This is a genomic window from Streptomyces sp. NRRL S-340, from assembly GCF_000720185.1.
Taxonomy (GTDB): Bacteria; Actinomycetota; Actinomycetes; order Streptomycetales; family Streptomycetaceae; genus Streptomyces.
In genome coordinates, this window is sequence record NZ_JOIY01000010.1 from 131,511 (window position 1) to 146,646 (window position 15,136).

The following is a 15,136-nucleotide window of genomic DNA, read 5'->3' on the forward strand; positions in this document are numbered from 1 at the left end:
GGCAGGTTCCCGCCAGGACAAGGCCGCCCACTTTACGCTTATCCGGCGTTTATTCGGCGGACCGCCACCAAATGCACTCGTCCAGCGGCACCCCGCCCGGCCCCCTTGAACAGGCGCCCGCTCCCCCGTACCGCGCACGATGCGAAAGAGGCCGCCGCCCGGCGACCACCACGGTCCGCGCTCTCGGGAGGATCAGCCATGACCGCCAGTCTGGAGCAGTTGCGCCGCTGCCATGTCGCCGTCGATCTGGGGGCGGCCCGGACCCGTGTGTACGTCAAGGGTGCCGGAGTCGTCGTCGACCAGCCCTCGGTCGCCGCCGTCAACACCCGTACCGGTGCGCTGATCGCGGTCGGTGAGTTCGCCGAGCGGATGACGGGCCGCACCCCCGACTACATCCGCGTGGTCCGCCCGGTCTCCGGCGGCACGGTCATCGACATCGAGATGGCGCAGCGCATGCTGCGGCACCTGCTCGGCGACAAGATGCGCCGATCGCTGCGCCGCAAGGCCCGGTTGCGGGCCGCCGCCTGCACCCCGCACGACGCCGACCCGCTGGCCCGGCGCGCCACCGTGGAGACGCTGGTCGGCCTCGGCGCCCGCCGGGTCGAACTCGTCGACACCCTCATCGCCGCGGCCGTCGGCTGCGGACTGCCCGTGGAACGGCCCGAGGCCACCATGATCATGGTGTGCGGCGCGGCCGCGACCCAGGTGGCCGTCCTCTCCCTCGGTTCGATCGTCGCCGCCGTACGGATGCCCGTGGGCGGGGAGGCGGTCGACCACGCGATCGTGCAGCACCTGCGCCAGGAACACGCGTTGGTGCTGCCCAGCCAGTCCGTACGGCCGCTGCAACTCGCCCTGCACGACAACGGGCTGACCGCGCACGGCCCGGCGGCCACCGAGATCCACGGCCGGGACGTGGCCACCGGGCTCGCCCGGTCCGTCCTCGTGGACACCGCGGCCGTGCGGGAGGCCATCCAGACACCGCTGACCGCCGTGCTCGACGGCATCTACAAGGTGCTGCGGGAGTGCCCGCCCGACCTGGTGGCCGACCTCGCCGACCGCGGCATCATGATGGTCGGCGGCTCCGCGCTGCTGCCCGGCCTCGACCAGATGCTGCGCCGGGCCACGGGCATGCCGGTGCACATCGCCGAACGCCCCGACGTCTGCGCGGTGCAGGGCCTGGGCGACATGCTGGAGGGCCGGATCGAACCGCTGGTGCTGGACCCGCTGGGGGCGTAGGCCCTACCTGCGCGCCGGGCTCACGGGGTGAGCCAGGCGCGGACCGTGGTGCCGTCGCCGTCGGCGTGGAGGCGCACGAGGTCGGCCAGCAGGTTGACCATCAACAGGCCGCGTCCGCCGCGCTGGTCGCGGGCGGCGGGCCTGCGTCCGGCCAGCGGGTCCGCCAGGCGCCCCGCGTCCCGCACCTCGCACAGCACCTGGCCGTCCGCGGCCCACACCCGCACCTCGCCCCGGCCGCCGCCGTGCACCACGCTGTTGGTGGTCAGTTCGGCCGCCACCAGCGCGAGGTCCTCCAGCCGGGTCCCGGTCAGCCCGAGCCGCGCGCCCTCGGCGACGGCGACGTGCCGCGCCTGCGAGAGGGTCTCGGCGGTGAACCGGAAGACCAGCGCGTCCGGGGCGGCGGGCAGCGGCTCGTTGTACCGGGCGACGACGTCCGCCGGGTCGTACGCGCCGCTGGCCCGCTCCCCCGCGGCACCGGCCGGGATGACCACGGGGTGGGTGGCGTGCGCGTCGGCGAGGATCCGCTCGTCCAGGCGTACGGCGTCGTAGGGGCACAGGATGCTCACCTCGCGGCCCTCGAACGCCGCGTTGATCAGCGCCTCGTGCTGGGCACAGGCCGGGTACTCGGCCGGGGTGCGTCCGGCCCAGACCGGCTCGCCGACGATGCGCACCCGGCGGCCGGAGGGCTGGGCGTCGGCGAAGGCACGCAGGACACCGGGGATGATCCGCCCGGGGTTGCGGCCGGCCTCCCGCATGTCCAGCAGCCGCACCTCCCGTGCGGCGGCGCCCAGTTCGGCCTCGAGCAGTCTCAGGTTCTCGCCCGGTACGGCCACCGCGACCGGCTCGCCGGCCTCCAGCGCGGCCCGTACGAAGGGCACGGTGCCGGCGAGGTACTCCTGCTCGTCGCGGTAGAAGAGAGCGGGGTGGACGAAGGGCCGGGCCGTCGCGGTCATGAGGCCGTCACCTCGATCCCCGGCAGTCCCGGCCAGAACAGCTCCAGCAGCCGGGGCAGCGCGGGCGGCGGACGGTGCAGCACCATGCGGCGGCCGGGCCCGAGCCGCCGGGCGGCGTCCGCGAGCGCGCCGGCGCCGGCCACGTCGACGAACGTCACGTCCGAAAGCTCCAGGCGGTACACGTCCTCACCCCCGCTCAGCGCCTGTTCCAGCACGCGCTCCCATACCCCGCGGGTGGCCAGGCTCACCTCGCCCGCCGCCCTCACCCCCGCGCGCCCGGCCAGCGGGGACACCGCCAGCACGGGTGCGGCGTTGTCCCCGAGAGCAGGGTCCGGCGATGCCGGCTCACGGTAAGGAAGGTCCACGCCGTCTCCCTGTCGCCCCTGAACGGTCGTCGACGAACGGGAGAACAGTACGCCCTGGCACCGCCGCCATGTGTAGGGAGCCGCCCACCGGGCAGGCGGACGTCAGCGCCGCCGGTGACCGAGCGGCCCCGCGCCGTCACGCGCGGTCCCGCACACCGGCGCCAGGGCCGTGGCGGCACACGCGCGGCCGGGGACGGGAACAAGGCGGGGACGGAACAAGGCGGGGACATGACCTCAGCGGCACCAGCACCTCTCGCTCGACGGCTCAGCGCACTGGCCCGCACACTGACCATCGGCGTCCGCACGGACCCGGACGGCCGGGCCTCGCTCACCCCGCGCGGGGAACTGGTCCACGGCTGCGCGGGCGTCCTGACCACGGCCCTGGCCCGCCTGCCCGCGAGAACCGGCCGTGTCGACCTGGACATGGCCGCGGTGACCTTCATGGACTCGGCCGGACTGGAGTTCCTGGACGTCCTGGACGCGTACGGCCGCACGGCGCCCGCGCGGGTGACGGCGACCGGCTGGACGGGGCAGCCGCGCCGGGTGCTGGAACTGGCCGGCCTGGACACCACCGACCCGCTCAGCCGCACCCTGCCTCCGCCCCGCGGACCCGAGCCCTGCGCGCAGGCACCCGCCACGGACGCGCCCGCCGCGGATCCGCCCCTCGCGCGCGCCGCCCGCATGCCCGCGCCGGTGCCCTCCGCCGTCGCCGACGAGCGCACGGAACGGCTGCTGGAGCTGGAGCAGGAGGTGCGGCAACTGCGCCGCGCCCTCGTCTCCCGCCCGGTGATCGACCAGGCGCGCGGCATCCTGATGGCCGCCCACGCCTGCACCGCGCAGCAGGCCTGGGACATCCTCCGCGAGGCCTCCCAGCGGTCCAACACCAAGCTGCGGACGGTGGCCGCCGCGGTCACCGCGGGCGCGCGGCCGGACGGCCCCGCTCCCCCGGAGGAGATCCGCGCGGCCCTGCGTTCGGCGGTCGTACGGACGACGGGCACCGGTCCGGCCGGTCCCGTGACCCGGTGACGAGGGGCCCTGGGGCGCGCGGACGTTCCGTTCCGGGCCGGGGCGGGTACCCGGCGGGGCGAGTGGCCACCTTCGTCCGCAGGAGTCACCATGCGAGAGCACACCCCCTCCCAGGCCGAGGGCGAGCGGGACGACAACGACGCCCGGCGCACCGCAGAGGCCCCGGACACGCCCTACCCGACGCCTTCCCAGGCCGAGGGCGACCGCGACGACCTCCCGGAGACGGCCGACGCCGCCGACGCGGAGGACGGCCGCCGCCCGTGAGTTCCTGACCCGCCGTCCAGGGGCCGCCCCGCGGCCGGCCCGGCCCGTCGCGGGATCCGTTCTCCGCGGCCCTGCCCCGAGCGGGTACCGTCCTGACCCGAGCGAGTGAACGAGGGCCGCCGCATCAGCGCGGCGACCCTCGTGTTCGCGTCCTCGCGGGTAGAAACGCTTCTGCCCGCGTAACGCCCGGTGGGGCGGGTGGGACTCGAACCCACGGCCGACGGATTATGAGTCCGCTGCTCTAACCGGCTGAGCTACCGCCCCGTCCGGCGCGTCGCGTACACGTGTGCGCGCCGTCTGCCGCAGCATAGCCGCTCATACGATCTCCTGCTTCGCCGTGGTCGCTCGCTGCGGTCCTTCCTGACCTTGAGGACTCCTGCGAGGTCACGGCGGTTCCCCCGAACACAGGTCCGGCGGGTACCCGTATCGGAGCCGGACATGAAAAAGGACCCCGGAGGGTCCTCGTTCAGCATGCTCCCCCGACTGGACTCGAACCAGTAACCTGCCGGTTAACAGCCGGCTGCTCTGCCAATTGAGCTACGGAGGACCGAGCTCCCCCGACTGGACTCGAACCAGTAACCTGCCGGTTAACAGCCGGCTGCTCTGCCAATTGAGCTACGGAGGAATGCCTCGTCGCATCGAACGCGTCTTCCGGGGTAGTCCCCGGGGAGCGCGCGTTCGCTGCGACACATACATTAGCGCAAGCAGGGGGGTGCTCCGCCAATCGGTTCCCCCGGGCTCCGACGTCGAGGCAAGGAAGGGTGGCACCATGCGCTACCGGCTCGTGTTCATCGCAGGGCTGGCCGTGGGTTACGTACTGGGCACGAAGGCGGGACGTGAGCGCTACGAGCAGCTCCGCAAGTCCGCGCGCCAGGTGGCGCAGAACCCGGCCGTGCGCAACACCGCGGAGACCGCCGCGCAGCAGGGGAGGCAGTTCGCGGGCAAGGCGTACCACGCGGTGAGCGAGAAGGTCGGCGACCGCGTCCCGGACTCGGTCGCCCAGCGGGTCCGCTCCCTGCGCGAGCGCGCGGGCCGCGACGGCGCCGACGACTGGGGCACCAGCAACACGTGACGCGCCGCCGGTTCCCCCGGCGACTTCCCGCCCCCGGCCCGGGCGGCCGCGGCGATGCGGCAGAATTTTCGGCATGGGGATAGTCGCCGGGTTGGACAGTTCACCCGATTTCACTCGCATCGTGGTCTGTGACACGGACACGGGCGCCGTGCTCCGGCAGGGCTACGCGCCGCATCCGGTGGAGAACCCCGAAGGAGGGGGGCGCCCCGCCGACGTCGATCCACAGGCCTGGCTGCTGTCGCTCGGGGAGGCCGCGGGCGGCGGACTGCTGGAGGGCGTGCAGGCGATCGGCGTCTCCGCCCAGCAGAACGCGCTGGTCCCGCTCGACGGGCAGGGCGGCACGGTGCGCCCCGCGCTGGTCGGCGGTGACCGGCGGGCCCAGGTCTCCGCGGCGGATCTGATCGACTCGCTCGGCGGCCGCGAGGCGTGGGCGCAGGCGGTCGGCTGCGTGCCGCAGGCCGCGCAGCCGGTGACGAAGCTGCGCTGGCTGGCGAAGAACGAGCCGGAGGCGGCCGGCCGGGTCGCCGTGCTGATGCAGGCGCACGACTGGCTGGTGTGGCAGCTGCTGGGCCGTCCGGTGCGGCGCACCACCGACCGCGGCGGCGCCTCCGGCACCGGCTACTGGTCCGCGGCCACCGGCGCCTACCGGCCCGATCTGGTCGAGCTGGCGCTCGGCCACCAGGCGGTCCTGCCCGAGGTGATCGGCCCGGCCGAGGCGGCCGGTACGACGCCGGAGGGGCTGCTGATCTCGGCCGGGACCGGGGAGACCATGGCCGCCGCCTTCGGTCTGGGGCTGGGGCTCGGGGACGCGGTGGTGTCGCTGGGCGCCTCGGGGTCGGTGATGGCCGTGCATCCCGAGGCGCTGGTGGACCAGACCGGGATGATCACCTCGCTGGCCGACGCGACCGGCATGCACCTGCCGGTGGTCACCACGCTGAACGCCGTACGGGCGCTGCGCGGCACCGCCGAACTGCTGGGCCTGCCCGACCCGGAGGCCCTGTCCGAACTGGCGATGAAGTCGACCCCGGGTGCGCACGGGCTCGTCCTCCTGCCGTACCTGGAGGGCGAGCGGACGCCCGCGCTGCCGCACACCGCCGGGACGCTGGCGGGTCTGCGGCGCGAGTCGATGAAGCCGGAGCACCTGGCGCGGGCCGCGTTCGAGGGCATGCTGTGCGGGCTCGCGGACGCGCTGGACGTGCTGCGCGGCCGGGGGGTGGAGGTGCGGCGGGTCTTCCTGCTCGGGCAGGCCGCCGAACTGCCCGCGGTGCAGGCGGCGGCGCCTTCGCTGTTCGGCGCACAGGTCGTCGTGCCGCAGCCCGCGGACTACGCGGCGATCGGTGCCGCCCGGCAGGCGGCCTGGGCGCTGGGCGTCTCGCAGGGCACCCTCGATCCGCGCACCCCGCCGGCCTGGCAGGGCGCGGCCGCGCAGGTCCTGGAGCCCGGCGAGGACCTGGCGGTGGGCCAGGCGGTCCGTCAGCAGTACGTGGCGGTGCGGGAGCAGACCCATCCGGGTGCCTTCACCGCGCAACCCGGTACGTTCACCGCATGAACCGCAGAACGGACGAAAGGTAAGAAGCATCTGCGGAGAACCATACGTATGACGAAACGGGACACCTTGCGCGCGCTCTCCCGGCTGACGGCGCGTCGGCCGGGGGGCGGCCCCGCGGTTCTATCGGGTTAATCAGTTGAGGTAACGCGGGTGGAGTGTTCGACGATAGGTGCCAGGGGACACCGACCGCCCCCACCGCCGACTCCGAGAGACCCAGCGTGCTCATACGACTTCTGCGGACCTATCTCAGGCCCTACAAGAAACCCATCTCCCTCCTGGTGCTGCTGCAGTTCCTGCAGACCTGCGCCACCCTCTACCTGCCCACCTTGAACGCCCACATCATCGACAAGGGTGTGGTGAAGGGCGACACGGACTACATCCTGACCTTCGGCGCCGTGATGATCGCCATCTCGCTGGTGCAGGTGGGGTGCAACATCGGTGCCGTGTACTACGGCGCCAAGACCGCCTCCTCGCTCGGCCGGGACGTGCGGGCCGCCGTCTTCGACCGCGTGCAGTCCTTCTCGGCGCGCGAGGTCGGCCAGTTCGGCGCGCCCTCGCTCATCACGCGTACGACCAATGACGTCCAGCAGGTACAGATGCTGGCCCTGATGACGTTCACCCTGATGGTGTCGGCGCCCATCATGTGTGTGGGCGGTGTCGTCCTGGCCCTCGGCCTGGACGTGCCGCTGTCGGGGGTCCTGGTCGCCGTCGTACCGGTGCTGGGCATCTGCGTGACGCTGATCGTGCGCCGGCTGCGCCCGCTGTTCCGGTCCATGCAGACCCGCCTGGACACGGTGAACCGGGTGCTGCGCGAGCAGATCAGCGGCAACCGCGTCATCCGGGCCTTCGTCCGCGACGAGTACGAGAACGACCGCTTCCGCGCGGCCAACGGGGACCTGACCGAGATGTCCCTGGCCACCGGCCGGATGCTCGCCCTGATGTTCCCGATCGTGATGACGGTGGTCAACCTGTCGTCCATCGCGGTGGTGTGGTTCGGCGCGCACCGCATCGACAGCGGCGGGATGATGATCGGTGACCTCACCGCGTTCCTGGCGTACCTGATGCAGATCGTGATGTCCGTCATGATGGCCACCTTCATGTTCATGATGGTGCCGCGCGCGGAGGTCTGCGCCGAGCGCGTCCAGGAGGTCCTCTCCACCGAGTCCAGCGTCGTGCCGCCGCTCGCGCCGGTGCGTGAACTGCGCCGCCACGGCCACCTGGAGCTGCGCGGGGCGGGCTTCCGCTACCCGGGTGCCGAGGAGCCCGTGCTGCGAGCCGTCGACCTGGCCGCCCGCCCCGGCGAGGTGACCGCCGTCATCGGCTCGACCGGCAGCGGCAAGTCCACCCTGCTGGGCCTGGTCGCCCGCCTGTTCGACGCGACGGAGGGCGAGGTCCTGGTCGACGGCGTGGACGTGCGGACGGTGGACGCGAAGCTGCTGGCGAAGACCGTCGGCATGGTGCCGCAGAAGCCGTACCTGTTCGCCGGCACGGTCGCCACCAACCTGCGCTACGGCAACCCGGACGCCACCGACGAGGAACTGTGGCACGCGCTGGAGGTGGCGCAGGCCAAGGACTTCGTCGGCAGGCTGGAGGGCGGGCTCGACGCGCCCATCGCCCAGGGCGGCACCAACGTGTCCGGCGGCCAGCGCCAGCGCCTGGCCATCGCCCGCACCCTCGTGCAGCGCCCGGAGATCTACCTCTTCGACGACTCCTTCTCCGCGCTCGACTACGCCACCGACGCGGCCCTGCGCGCCGCGCTCGGCCGCGAGACCGCCGAGGCGACCGTCGTCATCGTCGCCCAGCGGGTGGCGACCATCCGCGACGCCGACCGGATCATCGTCCTGGACGAGGGACGGGTCGTCGGCACCGGCCGCCACCACGAGCTGATGGCGGACAACGAGACGTACCGGGAGATCGTGCTCTCCCAGCTGACGGAAGCGGAGGCTGCCTGATGGCAGGGCCGATGGGGCGGATGATGGCCGGGGGCTCCCCCGACAGCCGCTCGATGGACTTCAAGAAGTCGGGCAAACGGCTCATCAGCCAGTTCAGACCCGAACGGGCCACGATCGGCATCCTGCTGGCGTGCGTGGTGGTGAGCGTCACCCTCAGCGTCATCGGGCCGAAGATCCTCGGCAAGGCCACCGACCTGGTCTTCGCCGGCATCATCGGCCGGCAGTTCCCGGCCGGCATGACCAAGGACGAAACCCTCGCCTCCCTGCGCGCGCACGGCCAGGGCTCGGTCGCCGACATGCTCAGGAGCACGGACTTCACCCCTGGCCAGGGCATCGACTTCGGAGCCGTCGGCGAGGTCCTGCTGTTCGCGCTGGGCACGTTCCTCGTCGCCGGTCTGCTGATGGCGGTGGCGACCCGGCTGGTGAACCGGTCGGTCAACCGGACCATGTTCCGCATGCGCGAGGACGTGCAGACCAAGCTGGCACGGCTGCCGCTGTCGTACTTCGACAAGCGCCAGCGCGGTGAGGTGCTCTCCCGCGCCACCAACGACATCGACAACATCGGGCAGACCCTGAACCAGTCGATGGGCCAGCTCATCAACTCGCTGCTGACCATCGTCGGCGTGCTCATCGTGATGTTCTGGGTCTCCTGGCTGCTGGCGCTGGTCGCGCTGGTCACCGTGCCGCTGTCGTTCGTCGTGGCGACCCGCGTGGGCAAGCGGTCCCAGCCGCACTTCGTGCAGCAGTGGCGCTCCACCGGCAAGCTGAACGCGCACATCGAGGAGATGTACACCGGCCACGCCCTGGTGAAGGTGTTCGGGCGGCAGGAGGAGTCGGCGCAGCAGTTCGCCGAGCAGAACGAGGCGCTGTACGAGGCCGGGTTCAGGGCGCAGTTCAACAGCGGCATCATGCAGCCGCTGATGATGTTCGTGTCGAACCTGAACTACGTGCTCGTCGCGGTCGTCGGCGGCCTGCGGGTCGCCTCGGGCACGCTGTCCATCGGTGACGTGCAGGCCTTCATCCAGTACTCGCGGCAGTTCTCGATGCCGCTGACGCAGGTCGCCTCGATGGCGAACCTGGTGCAGTCGGGCGTCGCCTCGGCCGAACGGGTCTTCGAACTCCTGGACGCCGAGGAGCAGGAGGCGGACCCGGTGCCGGGCGTGCGGCCGGAGGAACTGCGCGGGCGGGTCGCGCTGGAGAACGTGTCGTTCCGCTACGAACCGGACAAGCCGCTCATCGAGGACCTGTCGCTGAAGGTCGAGCCGGGCCACACGGTCGCCATCGTCGGCCCGACCGGCGCGGGCAAGACGACGCTGGTCAACCTGCTGATGCGGTTCTACGACGTCACCGGCGGACGGATCACGCTGGACGGTGTGGACATCGCCCGCATGTCGCGCGACGAACTGCGCTCGGCCATCGGCATGGTGCTCCAGGACACCTGGCTGTTCGGCGGCACCATCGCGGAGAACATCGCCTACGGCGCCTCCCGCGAGGTCACCCGCGGGGAGATAGAGGAGGCGGCGCGGGCCGCGCACGCGGACCGGTTCGTACGGACGCTGCCCGACGGCTACGACACGGTGATCGACGACGAGGGCACCGGGGTCAGCGCCGGTGAGAAGCAGCTCATCACCATCGCGCGGGCGTTCCTGTCCGACCCGGTGATCCTCGTCCTGGACGAGGCGACCAGTTCGGTCGACACCCGTACCGAGGTGCTGATCCAGAAGGCGATGGCCAAACTCCAGCACGGCAGGACGTCGTTCGTCATCGCGCACCGGCTGTCCACCATCCGCGACGCCGACACCATCCTCGTCATGGAGAACGGCGCCATCGTCGAACAGGGCGCCCACGACGAGCTGCTGGCCGCCGACGGGGCCTACGCGCGCCTGTACAAGGCGCAGTTCGCGCAGGCGGTCGCCGAGGTCGACTGAGCGGGCCGAAGGAGACGGCACGGGGGCCGCTGCCCGGGTTCGCCCGGGGCGCGGCCCCCGTTCAGTCCAGATAGCCGCGCAACTGCTCGGCGAAGGTGTGGTCGCGCAGCTTGTTGAGGGTCTTGGACTCTATCTGGCGGATCCGCTCCCGGGTCACGCCGAACAGCCGCCCTATCTCCTCCAGGGTGCGCGGGCGCCCGTCCACCAGGCCGTAGCGGAGCTGGACGACCTTGCGCTCGCGCTCCCCCAGCGTGGACAGCACGGCCTCCAGGTGCTCGCGCAGCAGCAGGAACGCCGCCGACTCCACGGGGGAGGCGGCGTCGCCGTCCTCGATGAGGTCACCGAGGGCGACGTCGTCCTCCTCGCCGACCGGGGCGTGCAGGGAGACGGGTTCCTGCGCGAGGCGCAGCACCTCGCTCACACGCTCGGGCGGCAGTTCGAGCTGGGCGGCGACCTCGGCGGGGGTGGGCTCGTAACCGCGCTCCTGGAGCATGCGGCGCTGCACCCGGACCACCCGGTTGATCAGTTCGACGACGTGGACGGGCACGCGGATGGTGCGGGCCTGGTCGGCCAGCGCCCGGGACATCGCCTGGCGGATCCACCAAGTCGCGTACGTCGAGAACTTGTAGCCGCGGGCGTAGTCGAACTTCTCCACCGCACGGATCAGCCCCAGGTTGCCCTCCTGGACCAGGTCCAGCATGGTCAGCCCGCGGCCGACGTACCGCTTGGCGACCGAGACCACGAGCCGCAGGTTGGCCTCGATGAGGCGCCGCTTGGCCATCCGGCCCAGGACGACGAGCCGGTCCAGGTCGACGGCGAGGCTGCTGTCGAGGTCGGGCGTGCTGCTGAGTTTCTCCTCGGCGAACAGCCCGGCCTCGACACGGCGGGCGAGTTCCACCTCCTCGGCCGCGCTGAGCAGCGGGATGCGGCCGATCTCCCGCAGGTACTGGCGGAACAGGTCCGAGGAGGGCCCGCCGCTCTCGGTCCGCGCGGGCGCGGCGGCCGGTCCGCCGGGCTCGGGGGTGCCGGCCTCCGGCTCCCCGGCGGGCGGCTCCCCGGCGGCCGGCTCCCCGGGCCCGGCGGTGGGCGGCTCCTCCGCCTCGGCCGGCTCTGCCGTCTCCGGGTGGTGCGCGACCCGGTCCTGCGGGGGCACGGCCGCCCCGAGGACGAGGTCGGTGGCGCTGTCGGTAGGGGTGAGGGTCTGGGTCTGCACGCGGGCGACCTCCAGGGTGATCGCTGCTGACCTGTGCCGCAGCGCTGCTCGGGGGCAGGGGACGACGGCCTCGCCGCTGTCCGTCCGTACGCGAGGAGCACGACCGCCGGGAGAAGCTCCGTGGGGACGGACCGGCCGCGCTCCGAGAACTCGGGCACCGGCCCCCAGTGTGGAGTACGACACATCGCCGCCACGAGGGGCGTGCGGTGACTTTTTGCGTCCGGTCCGTTACGAGGCGGATATCCGGGCCGCACGGCAGCCGGTCCGGCTTCCGGTGAACCGCTGGGCGAGGAGGCGATCACCCCGCCCGGGCAGCCCTCGCAGGAGCGGCCCGGGGTCTCTCACAGCGCCGCCGCGCCCTTCACCGCCAGTGCCTGGTCGTACTGCTGGAGGATCCACAGCTCGTTCTGGGCGGCGGCCAGGTGGGCGGGGTCGCCGCCGGTGCCGAGGCGGGCGACGGTGCTCGACAGGTCGCGGATGCGGCGTTCGACGGCGCGGCGGCGGACCGTCACCAGCTGCGCGCCCGCGTAGGCCTCGTCGACCTCGCGGCGGAGCAGGATCGCCTCCACCGCCAGCTCGGTGACCATGGCGCGGACCGTGTCGTCGGGGGCGGCGTCGCGGACACGGACCAGGTACTCCTGCGGGTCGGCCGTGCCGTACTCGGCGCCGCCGGCGTCCTGGATCGCCTGGCGTACGGCCGCGTAGGGCGGGGCGGTGAACTCGTCCACGCCGTAGGCGTCGAAGGCCGGGGAGACCAGCTCGGGCCGCTGGAGGGCGAGCTTCAGCAGCTCGCGCTCGGTGGCGTGGACGGGGTTGCGCAGGGTGAGCGCGGGGCCGCGGGGCGCGGCGGACTGTGCGGGGGCGTACTCCTGCGGGCCGCGCTGCTGCCGGTCGGGGCCCGGTCCGCCGCTGCGGCCGGAGCCGCGCTCGCGGGCCCAGCGGGCCAGCTGCGCGACCCGCTTGACCACGAACTGGGTGTCGAGGATGCCGAGGAGCCCGGCGAGCTGGACGGCGACCTCGTGCTGGGCGCCGCTGTTCTTGATCCGGGCGACGACCGGCGCGGCCTCGTCCAGGGCGGCGGCGCGGCCGGCCGGGGTGTCCAGGTCGTAGCGGGCGACGATCTGGCGCAGCGCGAACTCGAAGAGCGGGGTGCGCGGCTGGACCAGGTCGGTGACGGCGTCGTCGCCCTTGGCCAGGCGCAGCTCGCAGGGGTCCATGCCGTCGGGGGCGACGGCGATGTACGTCTCGGCGGCGAACTTCTGGTCGTCCTCGAAGGCCCGCAGCGCGGCCTTCTGCCCGGCCGCGTCGCCGTCGAAGGTGAAGATGACCCGTGCGCTGCCGTTGTCCATCAGCAGGCGGCGGAGGATCTTGATGTGGTCGCCGCCGAAGGCGGTGCCGCAGGTCGCGATGGCGGTGGTGACACCGGCGAGGTGGCAGGCCATGACGTCGGTGTAGCCCTCGACCACGACCGCCCGGGAGGCCTTCGCGATCTCCTTCTTCGCCAGGTCGATGCCGTACAGGACCTGGGACTTCTTGTAGATCGGCGTATCGGGCGTGTTGAGGTACTTCGGGCCGGTGTCCGCCTCGTGGAGCTTGCGGGCGCCGAAGCCCACCACCTCGCCGCCGATGTCGCGGATCGGCCACATCAGCCGGCCGCGGAAGCGGTCGATGGGGCCGCGGCGGCCCTCCTGGGCGAGCCCGGACAGGAGCAGTTCCTTGTCGGTGAAGCCCTTGCCGCGCAGGAAGCGGACGAGGTGGTCCCAGCCCTGCGGGCTGTAGCCGACGCCGAAGTGGAGCGCGGCGGCCTGGTCGAAGCCGCGCTCGGCGAGGAAGACGCGGCCGGTCTCGGCCTCGGCGCTGCTCGCGAGCTGTTCGGCGTACCAGTCGGCGGCCAGTTTGTGCGCCTCGACCAGGCGGATGCGCTCGCCGCGCTGGTGGGCGGGGTTGTAGCCGCCCTCCTCGTAGCGCAGGGTGATGCCGGCCTGGGCGGCCAGCCGCTCGACCGCCTCGGAGAAGGTGAGGTGGTCGACCTTCATCACGAACGTGATGGTGTCGCCGCCCTCCTGGCAGCCGAAGCAGTGGAAGAGTCCCTTGCTGGGGCTGACCTGGAAGGACGGCGACTTCTCGTCGTGGAACGGGCACAGGCCCTTGAGGTTGCCGCCGCCCGCGTTGCGCAGCTGGAGGTACTCGGACACCACGGCGTCGATCGGGACCGCGTCCCGTACCGCCTTCACGTCCTCGTCGTTGATCCGTCCTGCCACGGGTGAATTCTACGGGGGCCCTCGGACATCCCCGTGCCTCAGGAGGCGAGGGTGTCCAGCGGCACGTGCGGGTCGGCCAGCGCCTCGGTGTCCACCTGCGTCTTCGTGCGGATCAGGTGCTGGATGGGGTCCGTGACGTCCCACACGTTGACGTTCATCCCGGCCAGCACGCGGCCCTCCTTCACCCAGAACGCGATGAACTCGCGCTTGCCGGCGTCGCCGCGGATCACCACCTGGTCGTACGAGCCCGGGGGCGCCCACCCGCTGTACTCCATCCCGAGGTCGTACTGGTCGGAGAAGAAGTAGGGCACGCGGTCGTAGGTGAGGTCCTGGCCGAGCATCGCGCGGGCGGCGGCCGGGCCGCCGTTGAGGGCGTTGGCCCAGTGCTCGACGCGCAGCCGGGTGCCGAACAGGGCGTGCGGGAAGGCGGCCACGTCGCCGGCGGCGAAGATGTCGGGGTCGGCGGTGCGCAGCCGTTCGTCGACGACGATGCCGCCGCCGTGCGCCCGGTCGGCCAGCTCCAGGCCGGCAGCCTCGGCGAGCGAGGTGCGCGGGGCGGCGCCGATCGCGGCGAGCACGTCGTGGCAGGGGTGTTCCTCGCCGTCGTCGGTGCGGGCGGCCAGCACCATGCCGTCCTGGCCGACGATCTCGGTCAGCCGGGCGCCGAAGTGGAAGCGGACGCCGTGCTCGCGGTGCAGGTCGGCGAAGAGCTGGCCCAGCTCGGGGCCGAGCACGCCGTGCAGCGGGGTGGCGGACGGCTCGACGACGGTGACCTCCGCGCCGTACCCGCGGGCCGCCGCGGCGACCTCCAGGCCGATCCAGCCGCCGCCCGCGATCACCAGGTGGCCGTTGTCCCGGCCGAGGTGGGTCAGGACGTTCTTCAGGCGCTCGGCGTGGGCGAGGCGGCGCAGGTGGTGGACCCCGGCCAGGCCGGTGCCGGGGATGTCCAGGCGGCGCGGCTCGGCGCCGGTGGCCAGCAGCAGCTTGTCGTAGCGCACGTGGGTGCCGTCGTCGCCGTAGTGGACGGTCTTGGCGGCGCGGTCGATCGCGACGACGGTCTGGCCGAGGTGCAGCTCGATGTCGTGGCGCGCGTACCAGGCGGGTTCCTGCACGAAGACGCTGTCGCGCTCCTCCTTGCCGAGCAGGTAGCCCTTGGACAGCGGCGGGCGCTCGTAGGGGTGGTCGCGCTCGTCGCAGATGAGGATCACCCGGCCGCTGAACCCTTCCGCGCGCAGCGTCTCGGCCGCCTTGGCGCCGGCCAGACCTCCTCCGACGATGACGAATGTCTGATCCGCGTCGACCACTTGATGCCTCCTG

General features: G+C 72.7%; 11 protein-coding genes, 3 tRNA genes and 1 pseudogene. 7 read left to right on the forward strand and 8 right to left on the reverse strand.

What is annotated here, in order from left to right:
* Nucleotides 1-198: 198 nt before the first annotated feature.
* Nucleotides 199-1,236: a rod shape-determining protein gene (locus IG64_RS10100; RefSeq protein ID WP_037854249.1), complete on the forward strand. Its 1,038-nt coding sequence runs from the start codon at nucleotides 199-201 to the stop codon at nucleotides 1,234-1,236.
* A 20-nt stretch (nucleotides 1,237-1,256) separates the two neighbouring features.
* Here the strand turns inward: IG64_RS10100 and IG64_RS10105 are convergent, their stop codons facing one another.
* Nucleotides 1,257-2,189: a sensor histidine kinase gene (locus IG64_RS10105; RefSeq protein WP_037854250.1), complete on the reverse strand. Its 933-nt coding sequence runs from the start codon at nucleotides 2,187-2,189 to the stop codon at nucleotides 1,257-1,259.
* Complete coding sequence (locus IG64_RS10110; protein WP_051812601.1) at nucleotides 2,186-2,554, reverse strand: STAS domain-containing protein; 369 nt, start codon at nucleotides 2,552-2,554, stop codon at nucleotides 2,186-2,188. The genes IG64_RS10105 and IG64_RS10110 overlap by 4 nt, the downstream gene beginning before the upstream one ends.
* A 228-nt stretch (nucleotides 2,555-2,782) precedes the next feature.
* Between IG64_RS10110 and IG64_RS10115 the strand changes: the two genes are divergently transcribed.
* Nucleotides 2,783-3,580, forward strand: coding sequence for an ANTAR domain-containing protein (locus tag IG64_RS10115; protein WP_051812603.1), 798 nt, complete (start codon nucleotides 2,783-2,785; stop codon nucleotides 3,578-3,580).
* A gap of 90 nt (nucleotides 3,581-3,670) precedes the next feature.
* The gene (locus IG64_RS41545; protein WP_199811557.1) at nucleotides 3,671-3,844 is read left to right on the forward strand and encodes a hypothetical protein; all 174 of its coding nucleotides are present in this window, start codon (nucleotides 3,671-3,673) and stop codon (nucleotides 3,842-3,844) included.
* Nucleotides 3,845-4,034: 190 nt separating this feature from the next.
* Here the strand turns inward: IG64_RS41545 and IG64_RS10120 are convergent.
* The 3 genes from IG64_RS10120 to IG64_RS10130 form a co-directional block, all read right to left on the reverse strand.
* Nucleotides 4,035-4,108 (reverse strand) — tRNA-Ile (locus IG64_RS10120).
* Between the two features lie 210 nt (nucleotides 4,109-4,318).
* A tRNA-Asn gene (locus IG64_RS10125) sits at nucleotides 4,319-4,391 on the reverse strand.
* Between the two features lie 5 nt (nucleotides 4,392-4,396).
* Nucleotides 4,397-4,469 (reverse strand) — tRNA-Asn (locus tag IG64_RS10130).
* A gap of 144 nt (nucleotides 4,470-4,613) precedes the next feature.
* On the opposite strand from IG64_RS10130, the gene IG64_RS10135 reads away from it, so the two are divergent.
* From IG64_RS10135 to IG64_RS10150, 4 genes are all read left to right on the forward strand, one after another.
* On the forward strand, nucleotides 4,614-4,916 hold the full coding sequence (locus tag IG64_RS10135) for a hypothetical protein (RefSeq protein ID WP_037854253.1): 303 nt from the start codon (nucleotides 4,614-4,616) through the stop codon (nucleotides 4,914-4,916).
* Nucleotides 4,917-4,989: 73 nt separating this feature from the next.
* On the forward strand, nucleotides 4,990-6,465 hold the full coding sequence (locus IG64_RS10140) for a xylulokinase (protein WP_037854255.1): 1,476 nt from the start codon (nucleotides 4,990-4,992) through the stop codon (nucleotides 6,463-6,465).
* A 218-nt stretch (nucleotides 6,466-6,683) separates the two neighbouring features.
* A complete protein-coding gene (locus IG64_RS10145; protein WP_037854256.1) occupies nucleotides 6,684-8,417 on the forward strand; it encodes an ABC transporter ATP-binding protein in 1,734 nt (577 codons plus the stop codon).
* Complete coding sequence (locus tag IG64_RS10150) at nucleotides 8,417-10,345, forward strand: ABC transporter ATP-binding protein (protein WP_037854257.1); 1,929 nt, start codon at nucleotides 8,417-8,419, stop codon at nucleotides 10,343-10,345. The genes IG64_RS10145 and IG64_RS10150 overlap by 1 nt, the downstream gene beginning before the upstream one ends.
* 61 nt (nucleotides 10,346-10,406) lie before the next feature.
* Here the strand turns inward: IG64_RS10150 and IG64_RS10155 are convergent.
* The 3 genes and pseudogenes from IG64_RS10155 to IG64_RS10165 form a co-directional block, all read right to left on the reverse strand.
* A pseudogene (locus tag IG64_RS10155) lies at nucleotides 10,407-11,716 on the reverse strand (RNA polymerase sigma factor).
* 183 nt (nucleotides 11,717-11,899) lie between these two features.
* On the reverse strand, nucleotides 11,900-13,819 hold the full coding sequence (gene dnaG / locus IG64_RS10160) for a DNA primase (RefSeq protein WP_037854261.1): 1,920 nt from the start codon (nucleotides 13,817-13,819) through the stop codon (nucleotides 11,900-11,902).
* A 38-nt stretch (nucleotides 13,820-13,857) separates the two neighbouring features.
* The gene (locus IG64_RS10165; protein ID WP_037854262.1) at nucleotides 13,858-15,123 is read right to left on the reverse strand and encodes an NAD(P)/FAD-dependent oxidoreductase; all 1,266 of its coding nucleotides are present in this window, start codon (nucleotides 15,121-15,123) and stop codon (nucleotides 13,858-13,860) included.
* Nucleotides 15,124-15,136 lie beyond the last annotated feature (13 nt).

What these genes read in the sequence shown, in the direction of transcription:
- IG64_RS10100 (WP_037854249.1), top strand. Translation starts at nt 199, where the DNA reads ATGACCGCCAGTCTGGAGCAGTTGCGCCGCTGCCATGTCGCCGTCGAT.
- IG64_RS10135 (WP_037854253.1), top strand. Translation starts at nt 4,614, where the DNA reads ATGCGCTACCGGCTCGTGTTCATCGCAGGGCTGGCCGTGGGTTACGTA.
- IG64_RS10140 (WP_037854255.1), top strand. Translation starts at nt 4,990, where the DNA reads ATGGGGATAGTCGCCGGGTTGGACAGTTCACCCGATTTCACTCGCATC.
- IG64_RS10115 (WP_051812603.1), top strand. Translation starts at nt 2,783, where the DNA reads ATGACCTCAGCGGCACCAGCACCTCTCGCTCGACGGCTCAGCGCACTG.
- IG64_RS10105 (WP_037854250.1), bottom strand. Translation starts at nt 2,189, where the DNA reads ATGACCGCGACGGCCCGGCCCTTCGTCCACCCCGCTCTCTTCTACCGC.
- IG64_RS10150 (WP_037854257.1), top strand. Translation starts at nt 8,417, where the DNA reads ATGGCAGGGCCGATGGGGCGGATGATGGCCGGGGGCTCCCCCGACAGC.
- IG64_RS41545 (WP_199811557.1), top strand. Translation starts at nt 3,671, where the DNA reads ATGCGAGAGCACACCCCCTCCCAGGCCGAGGGCGAGCGGGACGACAAC.